This is a genomic window from Streptomyces sp. NPDC091682, assembly GCF_044756625.1.
GTDB lineage: Bacteria > Actinomycetota > Actinomycetes > Streptomycetales > Streptomycetaceae > Streptomyces.
Genome location: NZ_JBIVTH010000010.1, coordinates 265,887 through 283,528, shown reverse-complemented (window position 1 = coordinate 283,528; position 17,642 = coordinate 265,887). Strand labels below are relative to the sequence as shown.

The 17,642-nt window shown below is 69.0% G+C and carries 24 protein-coding genes; 17 read left to right on the top strand and 7 right to left on the bottom strand.

Annotation, left to right across the window (positions count from 1 at the left end; translation table 11 throughout):
• Positions 1–5: 5 nt before the first annotated feature.
• The 6 genes from ACIQK6_RS24375 (at position 6) to ACIQK6_RS24350 (ending at position 3,837) form a co-directional block, all read left to right on the top strand.
• On the top strand, positions 6–896 hold the full coding sequence (locus ACIQK6_RS24375; protein WP_402695475.1) for a DUF5936 domain-containing protein: 891 nt from the start codon (positions 6–8) through the stop codon (positions 894–896).
• A gap of 3 nt (positions 897–899) precedes the next feature.
• Positions 900–1,586: a response regulator gene (locus tag ACIQK6_RS24370; protein WP_402695439.1), complete on the top strand. Its 687-nt coding sequence runs from the start codon at positions 900–902 to the stop codon at positions 1,584–1,586.
• 110 nt (positions 1,587–1,696) lie between these two features.
• Positions 1,697–1,945: a hypothetical protein gene (locus ACIQK6_RS24365; RefSeq protein WP_402695438.1), complete on the top strand. Its 249-nt coding sequence runs from the start codon at positions 1,697–1,699 to the stop codon at positions 1,943–1,945.
• The gene (locus ACIQK6_RS24360) at positions 1,942–2,574 is read left to right on the top strand and encodes a pilus assembly protein TadG-related protein (RefSeq protein ID WP_402695437.1); all 633 of its coding nucleotides are present in this window, start codon (positions 1,942–1,944) and stop codon (positions 2,572–2,574) included. The genes ACIQK6_RS24365 and ACIQK6_RS24360 overlap by 4 nt, the downstream gene beginning before the upstream one ends.
• 29 nt (positions 2,575–2,603) lie before the next feature.
• The gene (locus tag ACIQK6_RS24355) at positions 2,604–3,194 is read left to right on the top strand and encodes a hypothetical protein (RefSeq protein ID WP_402695436.1); all 591 of its coding nucleotides are present in this window, start codon (positions 2,604–2,606) and stop codon (positions 3,192–3,194) included.
• A gap of 4 nt (positions 3,195–3,198) precedes the next feature.
• Entirely contained in the window at positions 3,199–3,837 is a 639-nt protein-coding gene (locus ACIQK6_RS24350; protein WP_402695435.1) for an OmpA family protein, read from the top strand.
• A 33-nt stretch (positions 3,838–3,870) separates the two neighbouring features.
• Here ACIQK6_RS24350 and ACIQK6_RS24345 read toward each other — a convergent pair whose 3' ends face one another.
• Positions 3,871–4,068: a hypothetical protein gene (locus tag ACIQK6_RS24345; RefSeq protein WP_402695434.1), complete on the bottom strand. Its 198-nt coding sequence runs from the start codon at positions 4,066–4,068 to the stop codon at positions 3,871–3,873.
• 10 nt (positions 4,069–4,078) lie between these two features.
• Positions 4,079–4,930, bottom strand: a complete 852-nt coding sequence (locus ACIQK6_RS24340) for a helix-turn-helix domain-containing protein (RefSeq protein WP_402695433.1) — start codon at positions 4,928–4,930, stop codon at positions 4,079–4,081.
• A gap of 261 nt (positions 4,931–5,191) precedes the next feature.
• Here ACIQK6_RS24340 and ACIQK6_RS24335 point away from each other — a divergent pair, with 261 nt between their 5' ends.
• From ACIQK6_RS24335 to ACIQK6_RS24310, 6 genes are all read left to right on the top strand, one after another.
• A complete protein-coding gene (locus tag ACIQK6_RS24335) occupies positions 5,192–5,689 on the top strand; it encodes an ATP-binding protein (RefSeq protein WP_402695432.1) in 498 nt (165 codons plus the stop codon).
• 117 nt (positions 5,690–5,806) lie between these two features.
• Positions 5,807–6,214, top strand: a complete 408-nt coding sequence (locus ACIQK6_RS24330) for a hypothetical protein (RefSeq protein ID WP_402695431.1) — start codon at positions 5,807–5,809, stop codon at positions 6,212–6,214.
• 11 nt (positions 6,215–6,225) lie between these two features.
• Positions 6,226–8,703, top strand: a complete 2,478-nt coding sequence (locus ACIQK6_RS24325; RefSeq protein ID WP_402695430.1) for a hypothetical protein — start codon at positions 6,226–6,228, stop codon at positions 8,701–8,703.
• Positions 8,703–9,320 (top strand): hypothetical protein, encoded by a 618-nt coding sequence (locus ACIQK6_RS24320; protein ID WP_402695429.1) that lies wholly within the window; start codon positions 8,703–8,705, stop codon positions 9,318–9,320. The genes ACIQK6_RS24325 and ACIQK6_RS24320 overlap by 1 nt, the downstream gene beginning before the upstream one ends.
• A 29-nt stretch (positions 9,321–9,349) precedes the next feature.
• Complete coding sequence (locus ACIQK6_RS24315; protein ID WP_402695428.1) at positions 9,350–9,769, top strand: hypothetical protein; 420 nt, start codon at positions 9,350–9,352, stop codon at positions 9,767–9,769.
• Entirely contained in the window at positions 9,766–10,407 is a 642-nt protein-coding gene (locus ACIQK6_RS24310) for a hypothetical protein (protein ID WP_402695427.1), read from the top strand. The genes ACIQK6_RS24315 and ACIQK6_RS24310 overlap by 4 nt, the downstream gene beginning before the upstream one ends.
• Here the strand turns inward: ACIQK6_RS24310 and ACIQK6_RS24305 are convergent.
• From ACIQK6_RS24305 to ACIQK6_RS24295, 3 genes are all read right to left on the bottom strand, one after another.
• Entirely contained in the window at positions 10,404–10,742 is a 339-nt protein-coding gene (locus tag ACIQK6_RS24305) for an SCO4225 family membrane protein (RefSeq protein WP_402695426.1), read from the bottom strand. The two genes, ACIQK6_RS24310 and ACIQK6_RS24305, sit on opposite strands and share 4 nt — an antisense overlap.
• 130 nt (positions 10,743–10,872) lie before the next feature.
• Complete coding sequence (locus tag ACIQK6_RS24300; RefSeq protein WP_382511208.1) at positions 10,873–11,346, bottom strand: carboxymuconolactone decarboxylase family protein; 474 nt, start codon at positions 11,344–11,346, stop codon at positions 10,873–10,875.
• Positions 11,347–11,440: 94 nt separating this feature from the next.
• Entirely contained in the window at positions 11,441–11,968 is a 528-nt protein-coding gene (locus tag ACIQK6_RS24295) for a TetR/AcrR family transcriptional regulator (protein WP_402695425.1), read from the bottom strand.
• Between the two features lie 91 nt (positions 11,969–12,059).
• On the opposite strand from ACIQK6_RS24295, the gene ACIQK6_RS24290 reads away from it, so the two are divergent.
• Positions 12,060–12,485 carry a nuclear transport factor 2 family protein gene (locus ACIQK6_RS24290; protein WP_402695424.1) on the top strand — a complete coding sequence of 142 codons (426 nt, stop codon included), beginning with the start codon at positions 12,060–12,062 and terminating at the stop codon, positions 12,483–12,485.
• A gap of 70 nt (positions 12,486–12,555) precedes the next feature.
• Here ACIQK6_RS24290 and ACIQK6_RS24285 read toward each other — a convergent pair whose 3' ends face one another.
• A complete protein-coding gene (locus ACIQK6_RS24285) occupies positions 12,556–13,137 on the bottom strand; it encodes a TetR/AcrR family transcriptional regulator (protein WP_402695423.1) in 582 nt (193 codons plus the stop codon).
• Between the two features lie 131 nt (positions 13,138–13,268).
• Between ACIQK6_RS24285 and ACIQK6_RS24280 the strand changes: the two genes are divergently transcribed.
• Positions 13,269–14,855 carry an MDR family MFS transporter gene (locus ACIQK6_RS24280; RefSeq protein WP_402695422.1) on the top strand — a complete coding sequence of 529 codons (1,587 nt, stop codon included), beginning with the start codon at positions 13,269–13,271 and terminating at the stop codon, positions 14,853–14,855.
• A gap of 76 nt (positions 14,856–14,931) precedes the next feature.
• On the opposite strand, the gene ACIQK6_RS24275 is transcribed toward ACIQK6_RS24280, so the two are convergent.
• A complete protein-coding gene (locus ACIQK6_RS24275) occupies positions 14,932–15,318 on the bottom strand; it encodes a hypothetical protein (protein WP_402695421.1) in 387 nt (128 codons plus the stop codon).
• A gap of 263 nt (positions 15,319–15,581) precedes the next feature.
• On the opposite strand from ACIQK6_RS24275, the gene ACIQK6_RS24270 reads away from it, so the two are divergent.
• From ACIQK6_RS24270 to ACIQK6_RS24260, 3 genes are all read left to right on the top strand, one after another.
• Positions 15,582–16,442, top strand: coding sequence for a polysaccharide deacetylase family protein (locus tag ACIQK6_RS24270; protein WP_402695420.1), 861 nt, complete (start codon positions 15,582–15,584; stop codon positions 16,440–16,442).
• 103 nt (positions 16,443–16,545) lie between these two features.
• Positions 16,546–16,875 (top strand): nuclear transport factor 2 family protein, encoded by a 330-nt coding sequence (locus tag ACIQK6_RS24265; protein WP_402695419.1) that lies wholly within the window; start codon positions 16,546–16,548, stop codon positions 16,873–16,875.
• Positions 16,876–16,995: 120 nt separating this feature from the next.
• Positions 16,996–17,622 (top strand): hypothetical protein, encoded by a 627-nt coding sequence (locus tag ACIQK6_RS24260; RefSeq protein WP_402695418.1) that lies wholly within the window; start codon positions 16,996–16,998, stop codon positions 17,620–17,622.
• The last annotated feature ends 20 nt before the right edge of the window (positions 17,623–17,642 follow it).

Here is a 17,642-nt window from a genome sequence, read left to right as displayed (position 1 = left end):
CGATGATCGGACTCCTTCTCGCACTGGCCCTGGCCCTGTCGGTCCTCGGCGCGTTCCACGGCATCCGCCTCTACCGCGCGGACGTGAAGCTGCCCACGGATCTCGCGCTCGCCCTGGAGGTCGGAGCCACCCGTACGACGGCGGTCGGTTCGCTGGTGGACCGGATGGGCATCCGCTGGGCCCCGGCGGTGCTGCGGCTGATGGGGCCGACGCGGGTGGCCCGCAAGCGCCGCCAGATCGACATGGCGGGCAACCCGGCCGGTCTCACGATCGACCGCTACGCGGCTCGGCGCGCGGTGTACGGGGCCCTGGGCGCCCTCGGCGCCTTCTCGATGCTGATCAACGGCCAGCTGGTCGCAGCCCTTCTCATGGTGGCCTTCGGGATGTTCTGGATCGAGGCCGGCCTGTGGTCGGCGATCCGGGTCCGCCGCGACCACATCGAGCGGACCCTGCCGGACTTCCTGGACGTACTCGCGGTCGTCGTCAGCGCCGGGCTGGGCTTCCGGCAGGCGCTGGAACGGGTGGCGGACAAGTACGAAGGCCCCTGGGCCGACGAAATCCGCATCACGCTGCAGCAGATGAACATGGGCGTCAGCCGCCGCCAGGCCTTCGATGAACTGCGCCGCCGCAACGACAGCGAACAGGTCGCCCAGTTCGTCACGGCGCTGCAGCAGGGCGAGGAGCTCGGCTCGCCGATCGTCGAGACCCTGATCGCGATCGCCGAGGACATGCGCCGCACGGACGCCCAGAACGCCCGGCGCCGTGCGGCCCGGGCCGTCCCGAAGGCGACGTTCGCGGTGACCATGTTCATGCTCCCCGGCACGCTGATCCTGCTGGTCTGCGGCTTCGTCTACGGCGCGAACGTCGACTTCGACGCGCTGTTCGGGGGTGGCTGATCCATGGCCCGGCTGAGCGTGCTCATCGCGGACGGCAACCCGGTCATCAGGGCGGGCTTGGCGGCCATCCTGGGCACGGCCGAGGACCTCGACGTCATCGCCGAGGCGGCGGACGGGCGCGAAGCCCTGAGCCTGACCCGGCGCCACGCCCCGGACGTGATCCTGCTGGACGTCCGGATGCCGGGCGTGGACGGGATCTCCGCGCTGCCGCACCTGGTGCGGCTGGCTCCCGTACTGATGCTGACGTACAGCAGGGAAGCCGAAATCATCTGCGAGGCCCTGTCGTTGGGGGCCGGCGGCTACCTCGTGCACGGCGAGTTCACGACGGACGACCTGCTCAGGGCGGTACGCGACGCCCCGCTGGGCCGCCCCCACTTCACCCCGACGGCGGCGAGCGCCCTCCTCGCAGAGCTCCGGGCCTCTTCGCATCCGCAACGAGATGTGGCACAGTCTTCCGAGCGGATGCACAACTCTGTTGTCTTCGGGCTGAGTTCCCGGGAGGTGGAGATCATGGATCTGATCGCGTCCGGGATGAGCAACCAGCGGATCGCGGCGGCCTGCTTCATCAGCGAGAAGACCGTCAAGAACCACATCAACCGCATCTTCGCGAAGCTCCAGAGCGCCACGCGCAGCGAGGCGATAGCCCGCTGGCTGGGAACCGCCCGTCCAGGAGTGACCGGTCATGGGTAGACAGAGTGCGCAGTGGGTCCGTAATTGGGCCCCGGGACCCTTGGTGACGACTGGTGACTCGCCGTACCGTCCGCAGATCGACACCGGTACCGGCCCGGGAGGGAACCCCCATGTCACAGAACACGCTGCTGAAGGCCGCCGTGGAGGCACGGATCAGGGTGAACGGCTGGACGGACACGGCCGTGACGAGGCTCCGCAAGCGCCACGCGAACCTCGACCGCGGCCAGACCGCCTTCGAATACCTGGGCATCATCCTGGTGGTCGTGGTGATCATCGGCGCGATGGTGGGTACGGGTATCGGCACGGCCATCGTGGGCCGCATCACGACGTCGATCGCAAACCTCACCGCTGGTCGTTGAGCTCGCGGAAGCCGAACGATCGAGGCCAGGTTTTCCCGCTCTACGCGATGGTCGTGGTCGGGATGGTCTTCGCAGCGCTCGTGTTCTTCGTGTTCGGCCAGGCTGCCGTCGTCCGCAGTGATGCGCAGGGCGCGGCCGATGCGGCTGCCTTGGCGGCAGCTCGGGAAGCCCGCGACAATCTGCTCCCACGTTTGGACCTCGCCACACTCAAGCCCGAGGAATGGCGGGACGTCCTGGACGGGAAGTCCTTCGACACGGAGGGGGCTTGCGGGCAGGCTGAGCACTTCGCGCGGCTGAACGATGCGAAGGGGACCTGTAGGCGCTCGTTGCTGAGCTTCACGGTTGAGGTGACCACCGACGGCACTGTCGGAGACTCGGTCGTGCCCGGGACCCAGGATATGCAGGCCAAGGCCATGGCCGTGGCAGAGGTCGTGCCGCGATGTGAGCTGGGTCCTGTTCCCGCCCCTTCGGCCACTCCGAGCCCTGCCCCGACCCCGACAGGTCCTCCGTCACCAGGTCCGGTTGTCATCAAGTGCAAGGGAGGGAAGACCATCAGATTCGACCCTCTGAACCCGGATCCCTGGAGCAAGCTGGCGCGAAGCCTCTTCGACGTGCGGCTTGCCGGCTGACAGCGAACGAGAGACAAGGAAGCTGCTAGATGAGCGTTCGGTACACGGTGAAGGTCCGCGGGGGAGCGGCCGCTGCGATTGCGGCGGCGTTGGTCCTTACCTTGGCTGGATGCGGGGACGACGGCCAAGAGAAGGCGCCTCGAAGCACGCCAGCGGCAAAGAAGGGCTCAGATGCTGACGCCCAGGCACAGCCTTCGGCCAGTGGAAGCCAGTCTTCCGCACCGCCTCAGGTTCTGGCCACCATGAACGGAGAGTCCGGTGTGGTTCTGACCGTCAATTCAGCAGCCCGAGACGCTGGAGGGTTCCTGACGGTCAGTGGGCAGATCAAGAACACCGGGGAGAAGGCGTTTGGCAACACGGCGGCCTGGCGCGGTAACGAACTGAATGCGAGCGGCGTCTCGATCGCCGGAGTCAACCTGGTCGACAAGGCAGGCAAGAAGAGGTACTACGTGCTCCGGGACACGGAGGGGCGGTGTCTGTGCACCACAGGCGTGGTCATTATCGAAGCCGGCCAATCCGTTCCCTTCTTCGCTCAATTCCCAGCCCCTCCGGCGACTACGAGCGAGGTCGAGTTCAACTTCCCGACCTTCGCGTCGGCCAGTCTGAAGATCTCCGGGTGATCCCATGACGAAACGCCATCGCACCGTCGCCGCATCGACCGTCGTCGGTCTTGTCATTGCTGGAGGACACTTCATCGGGGCGAGCACGGCCCATGCCGATGAGGTCAAGCCGTCCGTACCCCCGGGCACCGAGCCCTCCGCGTCCGCACCCGTGCAGATCGACTCCAACGCCCCCGGGTTGAAGATCCCGCAGGGCGGGACCCTCGCCCCCGTCAAGGTGCTGGATATCGCCGAGGTCGTCGAAGACCTCGGTGGGGAGCAGCGGCGGCAGGAGACCAATCAGACCGTCATGATGGCGCTGCAGTCGGAGGTGTTGTTCCCGGAGAACAGTGCCGTGTTCAACGCGCAGGCCGCCGCCCGGATCCAAGCCATCGCCAACGAGATCAACACGCAGAAGGCCACCCGCATCCGCGTCTTCGGGTTCACCGACGACCAGGGCAGCTACGAGCACGGCAAGGAACTGTCCAAGCAGCGCGCCGACGCCGTGCAGGCCGAGCTGGCCAAGACGGTCACCAACCCCAGCGCCGTCTTCGACGTCCGCGGCTACAGCGAGGACTACCCGATCGCCGACAACAGCACCGAGGAGGGCCGCAAGAAGAACCGCCGCGTCGAGATCACCTTCCCCCGCACCTCGGGCGGCTGACGCCCACCCCGGAGAGCAGCCGCAGTCGTGACCTCAGTCGGCCAGCAGGTGGTCGGCCTTGCCGGCCTTGAGGTCCCGGATCAGTTGACGGAGCGCGTCGGCCGAGTCGGTGAGGTACGTGTCCTCCCGACCGGCGATGGCGATGTAACTATTGCCGGCCCCGTCCACCCCTATCCGGTAGCAGGCGCTTCCCTCGGCGCAGTACGGCTCTTCCCAAGTTATGTCCGGCATGACTGCTCCCTCAGAGTTCCTGCGCGATGGAGTGGATGAGGTCCCGCGTGCCTTGTGGAGACAGAGTGATCTTCTCCATCCAGTCCAGGTGCGCCCGGTACTTTGCCAACTGTGCCTCACCGTGCAGATATTCGGGCCCGTGTGTGCTGTCGACCTGGACGGTGTCCAACTGGGGCACGGGCCCCTCGGCGTAGGTCAGCGTCTGTCCAGAGCCGGGGAAGGCGCCTGCACTGAACGGGATGGCGAGGATAGCAATATTGTCCTGCTCGGACTTGCGCAGCAGGTGCTCCAGTTGCGCCTTCGCTACCTGCGTTCCACCGAACTGCATGCGCAGAGCCGCTTCGTGCACGATCCCGGTGTACCGGGCAGGGGTGGCGCCCTCAAGTACCTGCTGGCGTTCGATTCGGAATTCGAGTCGCATCGCGAGCTCGCGATCCGGTAGCTGTGGCACGGCGACGCCGAAAACGGCGAGGGCGTGATCGAAGGTCTGGAGCAGCCCAGGGATGTGGACTGCCAACGCGGTACGCAGATGTGGTGAGTGAGCCTCCAGCTCGGCGATGTCGAGCAACCCAGCAGGCAGGGAACCTCGGTAGCGGTCCCACCACCCCCGCTGGTTGGGCTCGGCCATCGCCGACAGGGCCTTGACGTACGCCTCGTCGGCGCACTCGCAGTTGCAGGCCAGGGTAAGCAGCCGGTCGATGCTGATGCCTCGGTAGCCCTGCTCCATCTGTGAGAGGCGGGACCGGTCGACGCGGAGTAACCCGGCCGCAGTCTCGGCGGACACGTCGGCAGAGAGCCGCATCCGCTTCAGTTCTGCTCCCAGTCGGCGCTGCCGCTCTGTCGGAGATGTTCTGACCCCCATGCGCCATCCTCCCTCAGGCTGTGCGTTCGCAGTCTGCCGCGCTGAGCCCCCGATGACCATCGAGCCCACACTTTCCCGACGCGGTGTAAAAATGTGCACCTGACGCTACAGTTGGTAACGCACCGCTCACGCAACGGGAGTTGAAGTGCATCGCCGCAGCATGCCTCGGGCCTCGGCGACGAGCCACGCTCCCCGGCCCCGCGTCAGCCATCCGTGCGCGTCGAACTCGCCGTAGTCACCTTCGACCTCAGGGAGTCCGCGATGTCTGTCCACCCCTTCACCGCCTGCCCGGTGTCCCCGCCCGAGCCCCCCGTCGGCGAGCCGCCCGCGCTCGACACGCTCGCGTGCAGCCTTACCGTGCCCGGGGAGCCGCTCGGTGCCCTGGTCGCGAGGGCCGGCGTACGGGCTGTCCTGCGCGCGTACCGGCTCGATCCCCTGGAGCCCGCCGCCGTGCAGGTGGCCGGGGAGCTGGTCGCCGCCGCCTGGATGTTGGACCCCGGGCGGAGTCTGTACCTGTCCGTCCGCTACCGCGACGACGTGCTCCGCCTCACCGCCTACGACGGGCACGCCCCCCACGCCCACCCGCGGCTGGCCGCCCACTGCGAGGCCCGGCGGCGGGCGGCGCTGCGGCTCATGGGCGCGGTGGTCCGGTCGTGCGGCGGGGCCTGGGGCTTCGGGGAGTCCCGCGAGCCCGGCGGCGGGACCCGGACCTGGGCGAGCCTGCCGAGGTCCGGGACCGCTGCGTACCTCGTGGACTGACCGACACGTGGCGGGCATCAAAAGGCCGTCAAGAAGACGGACGCTGACACCCATCCACCTGCGCCTTCGGCCAGAATCCGAAAGTTGTGCCAACGGGTCGGCAGGTGGGGGACGGGGATGTCGTTCGACGAGGAATGGGCTGCCGCAAAGGTGGCTATGCGGCTGAACCAGGCCCCCGCGCCGGGCGGAGGCGGCGGGAGCGCCGACCTCAGCGTCAGCCGTGACGATCTGGGCGCCATCGGCGGCGAGGCCTACCAGCTCCACGGCCGTCTGGCCAAGGACGGCCGCCACGCCGACCGGACCACGGCCGACGCGGCCACCGCCCTCGTAGGCGCCCACTTCGAGACGGGGGCGGCTCTGCGGCAGGTATGCGACACCTGGTCGCAGCAGGTCACCGCATTGCAGGCCGCCTGTGCTCAGATCTCCAACCACCTCGACTACTCCGCTGCGGCGCACCAGAAGGACGACGAAGACATCGCCGGGGCGCTGATGAGCGTCGCCGCACTCGACAAGCACTTCCGGTAGGTGTGGGGATCATGACGCTCGGATACGACGATGTACTGCATGCCCCGCTCGGCAAGCTCAAGGACGCGGCGACCGACTGGTCGCAGATGGTCGGCAAGCTGGAGGAACTCGCCACACTCGCCCGCGACGGGATGAAGGGCAAGGCGGACAAGGCGGACTGGGCGGGGGTCAACGCCTCCGTCACCCAGCCCTTCATCGGCAAGACCGCCAAGGAGTTCGACGACGCGGCCAAGGCGGCCAAGGGTGTTCAGCAGATCCTTGAGCAGGGACACACGACCTTCGAAAAGGCCAAGGCCGACCTCAAGCGCATCGTCGACGAGGAGGCGCCGGCCCGCCAGGTGACGGTCGGCGCGGACGGCTCCGTACGCGCGAGCAGCCCCATCTCGGACAGTGTCGGACGGACCGGCAGGCACGACCCGGACTACCAGGACCTGCTGCGCAAGGAGCTTTCCAACGTCAGCTACATCGCGAACCGGATCCGCGATGCCGTGGAGGACGCCAACGAAGCCGACCGGGACATCGCACGGACCCTGCGGGCCAACCTGGGCGACGATCCGCACAACTTCAGTGCCCCCAAGTACGCCAGTACGGATGCCATGAACGCCGACCGTGCCGTCACTCTCGCACGCAAGGGCGACGGGATGACCGACCAGGAACTGAAGGAGCTCCAGCAGCTCCTCCACGAACACCGCGCGTCGCCGGAGTTCACGACCGCCTTCTACGAGGGGCTGGGCGCCAAGCCGAGCCTCGCCTTCTTCGCCGACCTCACGATGAAGACCGAAGGCGACAGCAAGGTACGCACCGATTCCCTCAAGGCTCTCCAGCAGGACCTCGGCTTCTCCCTGGCCACGGCCACCGACCCGGACAATCCGACGCACCTGTCGGAGAAGTGGCAGACCGACCTGCGCAAGGCCGGCGCCGGCACGATCGACGTCTACCCGACCCGCAACGCCAGCTACAACCCGTACGGCTACCAGGTGCTCGGCAACATCCTGCGCTACGGCACGTACGACCACCGCTTCCTCACCCCGGTCGCCGAGCACGCGGCCCAGCTCCAGGCCCGCAACCCGGGCATCTGGAAGCACATGCCCCAGAACCAGCCGTACATCGGCATCAACCTGAACCCCGCCGGCACGGACGGCAGCTCCGGTTTCAACGCCATGACCGGCATCCTGGAGGCGTTGGGGCACAGCCCGGAGGCATCGAAGGACTTCTTCGACGGCACGATGACCCCGTACTCGTCGGACGGCGAGAAGATGGACCGGGCCTACTTCGACCGCGAATACAAGGGCGGCTTCAGCCACCGCCAGATGGCCGAGTTCAACCTCAGGGAAACCAGCGACGGCATCATCCTCGAAGGGCTGACGGGCCCGAAGGGGAAGACCGTCTACCCGGACTACTTCGAGATGCTCACCGACAAGGACCAGTGGTTCGACGACCGCTCGGCGACGCACCCGAAGATCGGCGACGAGGATGCCCAGGAGGCCTGGAAGAAGGCCGCCGAGAAGGCGACGGCGGCCGGCCCGGACGCACTCGGCCACGCCCTGGAGTCGGCGGTCTCGGGCCGCGCGTACGACGACGTCCGTACGGACGTGAAGCCGCTGCCTCACTCGGAGGAGCAGGCGGAGCTCATGCACCGGGTGGTGGAGAAGTTCGGCGGCCCGGGCAACGACCTCATCTCGGTCACCGGCGAGGACGACAAGAAGAAGTCCGGCGTCTTCATGCCGATGCGGGACAGCCTCGGGAACATGACGGCCGAGTACATGCGCGACTTCCAGAAGGCGATGGGGGCATCCCGCATCGAGACCTTCGGCGCGGACGCCGAACTGGGCGGCTTCGACGGTTCCACGATCCCGAACTTCCTCGGCAGCGTCGCCAAGGATCCTGATGCCTATGGCGCGATCGTCAACGCCCAGCAGGCCACGACGGCCGATCTCCTCGGAGAGGTGGCTAAGGACTACGCCGAAGGCGGCAAGCCCTACGGGGTCGCCGACGCCCGTCTGGATGTGGAAACCTTCGCCAAGCCCGGCGCCACCATCGCCGGCCTGGCCACCGAAGCCCGCGCAGAGGCCGTCTACGAGCAGAAGACCGCCGGGGATAGTGATTTCAACAAGGGCCTCCAGGACGGCACGAAGTGGACGGAGCGCGCCTTCGGCCTGGTGACCAAGCCGCTTGAGGCGTCCGTCGTGGGGGCTCCGGTTGCCTGGGTCATCGAGGACGTTAAGGAGAGCGTCATCAAGAACTACGAGCGCGACAGTGCGGCTGAGGCCGAGGCCACGGTTGATGCCTTCGTGATCGGGCAACGGGAAGCCGCCGGTAATGCGGCCAGAGAGGCGGCCGAGGTGGCAGCCAGGCAGGTGGGACTCTCCGAAGGGGACCAGAAGAAGTTCGGCGACAGTGCCTATGAGGCCGGTGTCGCCGGCTACGACGCGGGCGGACACGTCCAGCACGGCTTCCAGCCGCCGCAGAAGAAGGATGGCGGCAAGTAATGGTCAGGCAACGCAGTCGGCGCGGGCTCATCATTGCGGCCGCCGGGGCCGCAGCAGCACTGCTGGCGGGCGGGACTTGGTGGTGGGCCATCTCCGACTCCGTCCAGGTTCCGGACAGGACCTGTGGGGGTGTCTTCTCAGGGAAGACGGTCGTCGCGCTCCTTCCGTCGCAGGGCAAGGCCTACACGGAGCCCCCGAGGACCGCATTGGATCCTGGAAAGGCCACGGGCGGCATCTGGTGCTCCATGACCGCCGGAAACGGGTACGTCTCGGCTGAGTACAGTTGGGTCACTACGGAAGGGGCCGAAATTCGGGCCAGAGCAAATAATTCCATTCGCCTGGGGGACGCCAAGGGCTACGCGACACAGCGGGCCGCGAATCTCTACCTGCCCTGCCGCAGACCCTCGGACACGGAACGCTCCTGGCTGGAGGTGCGCATCGCACGCTTCCAGCCCGGACTCAAGTACGGCGACGGCCCCGAGCAGCAGCGGGAAGTCGCCTTGATGGCCGCACTCGTTGCCGAGGCCGCGCCCCACGTCACGCAGCAGCTGAAGTGCGAGGTCGCACCCCGCCTCCCTGCTGGCCCACCGGTCATCGGCGCGGACGCCAGCGGCTGACGAGTCGTCCTGCCGCTGTCGCGGACGCCGTGTACAGGGAGAGGACGGCTGGGGACAGCGAGTTCAACCAGGGCCTCCAGGACGGCGCCGAGTGGATCGATCGCGGCTTCGGCTTGGCGACCAAGCCGCTTGAGGCATCGGTCGTTGGCGCCCCGGTCGCCTGGGTGATCGAGGACGTCAAGGAGAGCGTCACCAAGCACTATGAGCGTGACAGCGCGGCGGATGCGGAGTCGAGCGTGAACGACATCCTGAGAGGGCAGCGGAAATCCACTGCCGACGCTGCCTATGAGGCGGCCGTGCTCGGGGCCAAGGAGGCCGGACTGTCCGAGGAGGAGCAGGAGAACTTCGGCGACACTGCCCGTGAGCGAGTCAAACTCGGATACGGCGATGGCCGCGACACGCAGAGCGGGTACCAGCCTCCTCAGCAGAAGAACGGGGGAAAGTCGTGACCAAGGGGCTGCGGCGGCGCGGCCGCCTCGTTGCGGCCGTCGGGGCCGCGGCGCTCCTGTTGGCGGGCGGGTCTTGGTGGTGGACGAACAGGGTTCCCGTCGTTCAGGTACCCGACCGGGTCTGTGGTGGCGTGCTCTCCGGGACGCCAGTCGCAGCGATCCTCCCGAAGAAGGGCGGGGAGTACGAAGGCACGTTCGTACAGCCCGTATACGATCCCGCGGAGCAGAAGTCGAAGACCTTGTGCTCCATGATGGCTGCGGACCGGTCCATCTCGGCCGCGTACTCGTGGACCACCTCGACACTGGCCTCGTCTGGCTACCTGGAGAGGAGGGGCGCCCCCCTGCGGTTGGGTGAGGCACCCGGATACACGGGTCCCCGAGAGGCGGCACTCCTCCTGGCCTGCTACAGCCCGTCGGATGTGCGATATCCCTGGCTTGAAGTCACCGTCACGCGTTACCGGGACCTGAACAGCGTCAAGAAGAAGGGTCAGCTCGAAGTCGACCCCCAGCGCGACCCGGTCCTGATGTCCGAACTCGCCGCCGACGCCGCGCGCTACCTCGCACGGGAGCTGAAGTGCGAGACGGCCTCCCGCTTGCCCGCCGGGCCCCCGGTCATGGGTGCGGGTGCGTCCGACTAGCTGGTCGGAGTGCGGGGAGTGCCGCGGCGGAGGCGGCCGCGGGAGGCTTCCACGATCGTGCCGAGGGCGAGGGACTGGGCCAGTACGCAGAGGATCAGCTCGGCGAGGAAGAGCCATGTCGCGGGCTGACCGTTCCCGAGGGCCGCGCCATGGATCAGCGTCACGAAGAGGAACAGCGGGAACGCGAACAGCGCGGGCAGTACCCATACGAAGCCGGGGTCCGGCGAGAACAGCGTGACGCCCGTCGCGACGGCCACGGCTGCGCCGACGAGGCCCAGGTAGATCGCCGAGGCCGGGTTCGCGAAGGTCAGGCGGACGAGCGTGCGGGCGGTCATCGGTTCCCCCAGGGTATGCGGACTCCCTCCATGGTCGGGGGCGTCCGGACTCTTGTCGTGAGTACGCCTACCCAGACCGTTGCCCCCGGGTCCGGCCCCTCCCCTGTCGGGGCCGGACCCGTGCGCGGGATCAGCCGAACTGGCCCGGCTGGTAGTCGCCCGCCGGCTGCTGGACGATCACGTTCATGCGGTTGTACGCGTTGATCAGTGCGATGAGGGTGACCAGTGCGGCCAACTGGTCCTCGTCGTAGTGCTTGGCGGCGTCGGCCCACGCCTCGTCCGTGACGCCGCCGGCCGCGTCGGCGATGCGGGTGCCCTGCTCGGTCAGTTCCAGGGCCGCCCGCTCGGCGTCGGTGAACACCTTCGCCTCGCGCCAGGCGGCGACCAGGTTCAGCCGCACCGGGTCCTCCCCGGCGTGCGAGGCGTCCTTGAAGTGCATGTCGGTGCAGAACCCGCAGCCGTTGATCTGGCTGGCCCGGAGCTTCACGAGCTCCTGCGTGGCGTGCGGCAGGGTCGAGTCCGAGATGACCTTGCCCGCGGAGTTGATGTAGCGGGCGAACTTGGTCGCGACCGCGTTGCCGTAGAAGTTGAGACGCGCTTCCATCGTGATCCCCTCGCTGTGCCGACGGTTACACAGCTCTGACGGAAAGCGCGGCCCGGATGTGACAGTCCCGCGGGGCGGGGTGACGTGACCTGTGTCACTCTCCCAGGAGGAGCTCCGCGATCTCCCGGGCCCGGTGGGCCGGCTCCGGGCCCGGGGTGAGGGCGGCCACCGTCGTCGCCCCCTCGGTCAGGATCAGGAGCCGGTCGGCGAGGGCGGGGTCGGCGGTCAGGCCGGCCAGCAGGGCGTGGAGTTCCGCCTTGTGGATGCGGACGATCTCCGGGGCCGCGGCCCCCAGCTCCCCGTACGCGTTGAGGAACGCGCAGCCCCGGAAGCCGGGCTCGGCGAACCAGTCCGCCAGCCAGTCGAAGACCGCGAGCACGCGTGCCCGCGGCTCGGCCGGGGCGAGGGCCGCGGTGCGCAGGGAGTCCAGCCAGCGCCGGTCGCGGCGTTCCAGGTAGGCCGTGACCAGCGTTTCCTTGGCCGGGAAGACCCGGTAGAGGCGCTTGAGGGGGACTCCCGACTCGGTGCGGATCCGGTCCATGCCGACGGCCTGGATGCCGTGCCGGTAGAACAGCTCCTCCGCCGTGTCCAAGAGCCGGGTGCGGGCCTCTTCGTCGTCCATGCGGGCAGCGTAGCCGAGATTCCCCTTGCGCGGAGAACGGTCGTTCTCTACTGTCGAGAACGACCGTTCTCGCAATCGAGAGGTGACCGTCATGACCGACACTCCCGCCGTACGCCCGCCCCTGCCGCCCTTCACCGAGGAGTCCGCACGTGCCAAGGTCCAGGCCGCCGAGGACGCCTGGAACAGCCGCGATCCCGAGCGCGTCGCCCTCGCGTACACGGAGGACTCGGTCTGGCGCAACCGCGACCGCTTCCTCACCGGCCGCGCCGAGATCCGTGCGTTCCTCGCCGACAAGTGGGAGCGCGAGCTCGACTACCGGCTCCGCAAGGAGCTGTGGGCCTTCACCCGCAACCGCATCTCGGTCCGCTTCGAGTACGAGTGGCACGACGCCGGCGGCCAGTGGTTCCGCAGCCATGGCAACGAGCAGTGGGAGTTCGACGGCAACGGCCTGATGAGGCGGCGCGAGGCGAGCATCAACGACGTCCCGATCACCGCCGGGGAGCGCCGCATCGCCTGAGCCGGCTCGCCGCGCGCGCCGGCGTCGCGGGTGTCGCCGGCGTCGCCGGTGGCACCGTCCCGCGGCGGGGTCAGGAGTGCTCGTGGTGGGCCTGGGTGATGAGGTCCGTGGCGACCTCCAGGGCCGCCAGGCGGGTCTCCTCCGGGTTGCCCTCGACGTGCTGGAGGAACATCATCCCGGCGTGCAGCGTGAACAGCGCGCTGACGCAGCGGACCTGGTCGGTCAGCGGGCCGTCCTGCGTGCGGAGCAGTTCCACCAGGGTGAAGAGCCGCTTCTTCACCGTCTCGCCGATGGTGAGCTCGCGCATCGTCGCCTGGTTCTCCTGCATGAAGCGGTACAGCGCGGCGCCGTCGGCCATCGCCTCGCTGTAGCGGCGCAGCACCTCGCGCTTGGTCTCCAGGGTGCGCGGCTGGCCCTCCGCCCACGTGATCAGCTCGTCGATGGGCCGCGTCAGGTCCTCGAAGATGCTGATGATGATGTCTTCCTTGGTCTTGAAGTGGTAGTACAGCGCCGCCTTCGTGACCTCCAGCCGCTCCGCGATCTCGCGCAGCGACGTCTTCTCGTACCCCTGCTCGGCGAAGAGCTCCAGTGCGACGTCCTGGATGCGCTGTCGCGTGTCGCCACGGCGCCGCTGCGGACTGCTGCTGGACATGGCTCTCCCCAATTACTTACTTGACGCCCGGCTAGTTGCGGGTCTACCGTCCCCATTGTAGTGAACTAGCCGGGCGGCAAGTAAGTTCCGGTGCGGGACGCAGTGCGAGCGGTAGGGCCAGGGGAGTGGACATGGTGGACAAAGTCAAGCCTGCGGGGACCTCGGAGGAGGTGAAGCCGCGCAGCGTGCGGGTCGTCCTCATGGCGCTCATGATCGCGATGCTCTTGGCCATGCTCGACAACATGATCATCGGTACCGCGATGCCCACGATCGTCGGCGAGCTCGGCGGTCTGGAGCACCTGTCGTGGGTGGTCACCGCCTACACGCTGGCCACCGCGGCCTCCACCCCCATCTGGGGCAAGATCGGCGACATGTACGGGCGGAAGGGCTCCTTCCTCACCTCGATCGTCATCTTCCTCATCGGCTCCGCGCTCAGCGGCATGGCCCAGGACATGGGCCAGCTGATCGGCTTCCGCGCGATCCAGGGCCTCGGCGCCGGCGGTCTGATGGTCGGCGTCATGGCGATCATCGGCGACCTGATCCCGCCCCGTGAGCGCGGCAAGTACCAGGGCATGATGGCCGGCGTGATGGCCCTCGCCGTGATCGGCGGCCCGCTGGTCGGCGGCACCATCACCGACCACATGGGCTGGCGCTGGTCCTTCTACATCAACCTGCCGCTCGGCGCGGTCGCGCTGGCCATGGTCACCGCCGTGCTGCACCTGCCGAAGAAGCGGTCGCAGGGCAGGATCGACTACCTCGGCGCCGCGCTGCTGACCGTCGCGATCACCTCCACCGTCCTCGTGACGACCTGGGGCGGCACCGAGTACGCGTGGGGCTCCGTCGAGATCCTCGCCCTCATCGTCGTCGGCGTCCTGTCGACCGCCGCGTTCCTCTACGCGGAGACCAAGGCCGCCGAGCCGGTCATGCCGCTGCACATCTTCCGCAGCCGCAACTTCACCCTCATGTCGGTGATCGGCTTCCTCGTCGGCTTCGCGATGTTCGGCGGCGTGCTCTACCTCCCGCTGTTCCAGCAGTCGGTGCAGGGCGCCTCCGCCACCAACTCGGGCCTGCTGCTCCTGCCCATGCTGCTCTCGATGATGGCCGTCTCGCTGATCGCGGGCCGCGTGACCACCAGCAGCGGCAAGTACAAGATCTTCCCGATCGCCGGCGGCGCGCTCATGGTCGTCGGGATGTTCCTGCTCGCGACCATGGACACCGGTACCACCCGCCTCGTGTCGGGCCTCTACATGGCCGTCCTCGGCGCCGGTCTCGGCTTCCTGATGCAGATCACCATGCTGGTCGCGCAGAACAGCGTCGAGATGAAGGACATGGGCGTCGCCTCCTCCTCGGCGACCCTCTTCCGCACGCTCGGCGGCTCCTTCGGCGTGGCCCTGATGGGCTCCCTCTTCACCACCCGGGTCACGGACACCATGGCCGAGCGCCTGGGCCCGGAGGCCGCCGGCGCCGCAGGCTCCGCCCAGCTGGACGCCGCGAGCCTGGCCAAGCTGCCCGAAGCGGTGCGCGACGCCTACCAGCACGCGGTGGCCGCCGGCACGCACTCCGCGTTCCTGCTCGGCGCGGCCATCGCCGTACTGGGCTTCGCCGCTGCCTGGTTCGTCAAGGAGGTCCCACTGCGTGGCGCGGGCCCGGCCGCCCCGGCCGGCTCCGCGGACGGCGGGAAGGCGGCTCCGGCCGCCCAGGAGTCGCTCGCGCACTGAACCCGAGTACGCCCCGCCGGAAGGCGGCACCACCGGGACGGCCGGGGGCGCCGCCTTCCGGCGCGTCCGGGCGCGGCTACCTGGGGTCGTCCGTCTCCCAGGGGTACGCGAAGGCGCCGGGGTGCAGGCCCCACGCGGTGAGCGCGGCGAGCAGGCCGGCCTCGTCCGCCGCCTCGGCGGACGCCACGAGCACCGCGCCGATGTCGTGGTCGAAGCCGTCGAGGCGTTCGCCGTCGTACTCCCGGTGCTCCAGGCCGAAGCGGCGGCCCGGGTCGCCGCGCACCCAGCCCTCGTCCCGCGCCCGCTGGTCGGCCGGGACCCGGGTGGGGGTCACGTCCACGAAGGCGCGGCGACCGGGGCGGGACGCCGGGACCTCCGTCACCAGTCTCCGGCCGAGGCGGAGCGCGGTCAGCTTGTCCACCGGCCAGTCGGGTCGGGCGTGCGAGGTGTCCGGTGAGTCCACGGGCGCCATTCTCGCCGAGCGTCCCGGCATTGAACCCCCGTGTGGGTGCGGCGACTTGGGATCCGGAACGGATGCTGTCGAAGACCTGTCCGTTTCGGGTGTGTTCGGGCGGGCAGGTTGCAACTCCATGCAGGACTAAAGTCCCATCGGTCCCAACAGTCCCATAACAGCGAATTTATGGGCTATTTGGCTGGAACTCCTCGGCGGTGACGAACGTCCTGATCCACAGAACGCTCACCAAGCGGATGGGGAGGGGACAGTTCATGAGTTTCCTGGCGCGCGCGAACACCAAGGGAGTCCGGACCGGTGCCGCCGTCGTGGCCTCGGCCGCCGCCGTGGCGGTCACCGTGTGGGGCGCGGCGGCCCTGTTCGGGCCGGACGGAACCGCTGCCTCCCAGCAGAACGCGGCCCGGCCGGGTGCCACCGGCGACTCCGGCCGCGGCGACGACGGCCGGCCCGGGCAGCAGCCGCAGGGGATACCCGACGGCATAGCCCATGCGTCCGAGAGCGGCGGCAACGCCGTCAACATCACCATCGACGACGGCCCCGACCCCCGCTGGACCCCGAAGGTGCTGGACGTCCTGCGGCGGCACGACGTCAAGGCGACCTTCTGCATGGTCGGGCCGCAGGCCAAGGCCCACCCCGACCTGGTGAAGAAGGTGGCCGCGGCCGGACACCGGCTCTGCGACCACACCATGAACCACGACACGGCCATGGACAAGAAGCCCGTCGCCTACCAGGAACAGCAGATCCTGGAGGCGAAGAAGCTGATCGAGGAAGCCGCGGGCGGCGGCGCGAAGGTCGAGTACTACCGGGCCCCCGGCGGCGCGTTCACCCCCGACAGCCGGCGCATCGCCGCCGCGCACGGCATGCGCCCGCTCGGCTGGAACGTCGACACCAAGGACTTCGACAAGCCGGGTACGGCCGCCATCGTGAACGCCGTCAAGCGCGAGATCGGCAACGGCCCCACCGTGCTCTTCCACGACGGCGGCGGCAACCGCGCCCAGACCGTCGATGCCCTGGACCAGGTGCTGACCTGGCTCAAGGAGCAGGGCCGGCCCACCGGCTTCCCCGTCCGCACCGCCCCCGACACCCGCGCCGCAGACGCGCCCGCCGCCCCCTGACACGCCGTCCGCCGCGCGAACGGGTGACGGTCGACGACGCGGACCCGCCCGCGTTGTTCCCTGGTCGGGCACGGACGAACGTACGCCCGACCAGGAGGATCCTGTGGCCATCGCCCCCGCCAGACTGTCCGACCCGGTGGTCGGCGCCCTCGTCGCCGCCGTCAACGCGCACGACAAGGACGCCTTCCTCGCGGTCCTGACCGCCGACGCGACCATGTCCGACGACGGCTCCGACCGCGACCTGGACGAATGGATCGACCGGGAGATCTTCGACTCCGGCGGCCACATGGACGTCCAGTCCGAGTCCGACGGCGGCCGCACCCTGCTCGTCAACTACCGCAACGACACCTGGGGCGAGATGCGCACCACCTGGCGCTTCGTGATCGCCCCCGGAGGCGGCCGGATCAGCCGCTTCGAGACCGGCCAGGCCTGAGCGGACCCTCGGGCGGACCCCTGCGAGGACCCCTGCGCAGACCCCGGGCGGGCGCTCCCGTACGGGTGAAAGCGCGCCCGGCGTCGTTCCGGCCCGCCGGAGGGTTCCGTTGGGCCGGGCATGAAGCGCACCCGCATCGCCGCTCTCGCCCTCGCCACCGCCTCCGCGGCCCTCGCGCCCCTCCTGGGCCAGGCCGCCACCGCCGCGGAGGGAACGGCGTACCTCCAGGACCCGGCCGGCGGCGAGAAGACCATGAAGTCGATGTGGACCAAGGACGAGATGCACAAGGTGGAGGCGCAGTTCCGCTTCCACCCCGGGGTCCAGTACCGGACGGTCACCCGCCCCGGCCCCGCGGCCGCGCCGGACTACCGGCACCAGGTCGGCGACCCCAAGACCCTGGCGTGGCTGCCCGGGTACGAGTTCGCCTGGTCGGTGTCGGACTCGACGGTGGTGAAGAAGGCGCTGACGGTGAAGGAGGGCGAGCACCCGATCGTCGTGCACGCCGTACTGCGCTCCGCCGACCGGGTCAAGGTCGCGGAGGTGCGCAGGGAACTGACCGGGAAGCCGGCGGCCGGGCGGGAGAAGGTCGCGGGCGGCAAGCGGATCGCGTGCGACACCGGGGAGTACACGGTGGAGTGGTCGGTCACGCGCTCGGGCTACGGAACGCTGGCCGGGACGCTGCGCTGGAACTCCAGCTGCGAGCAGTACCGGACGGCGTTCGCCGCGGACCACGGGCAGCAGCGCTGAGGGTCCGGGTGGAGGCCGGC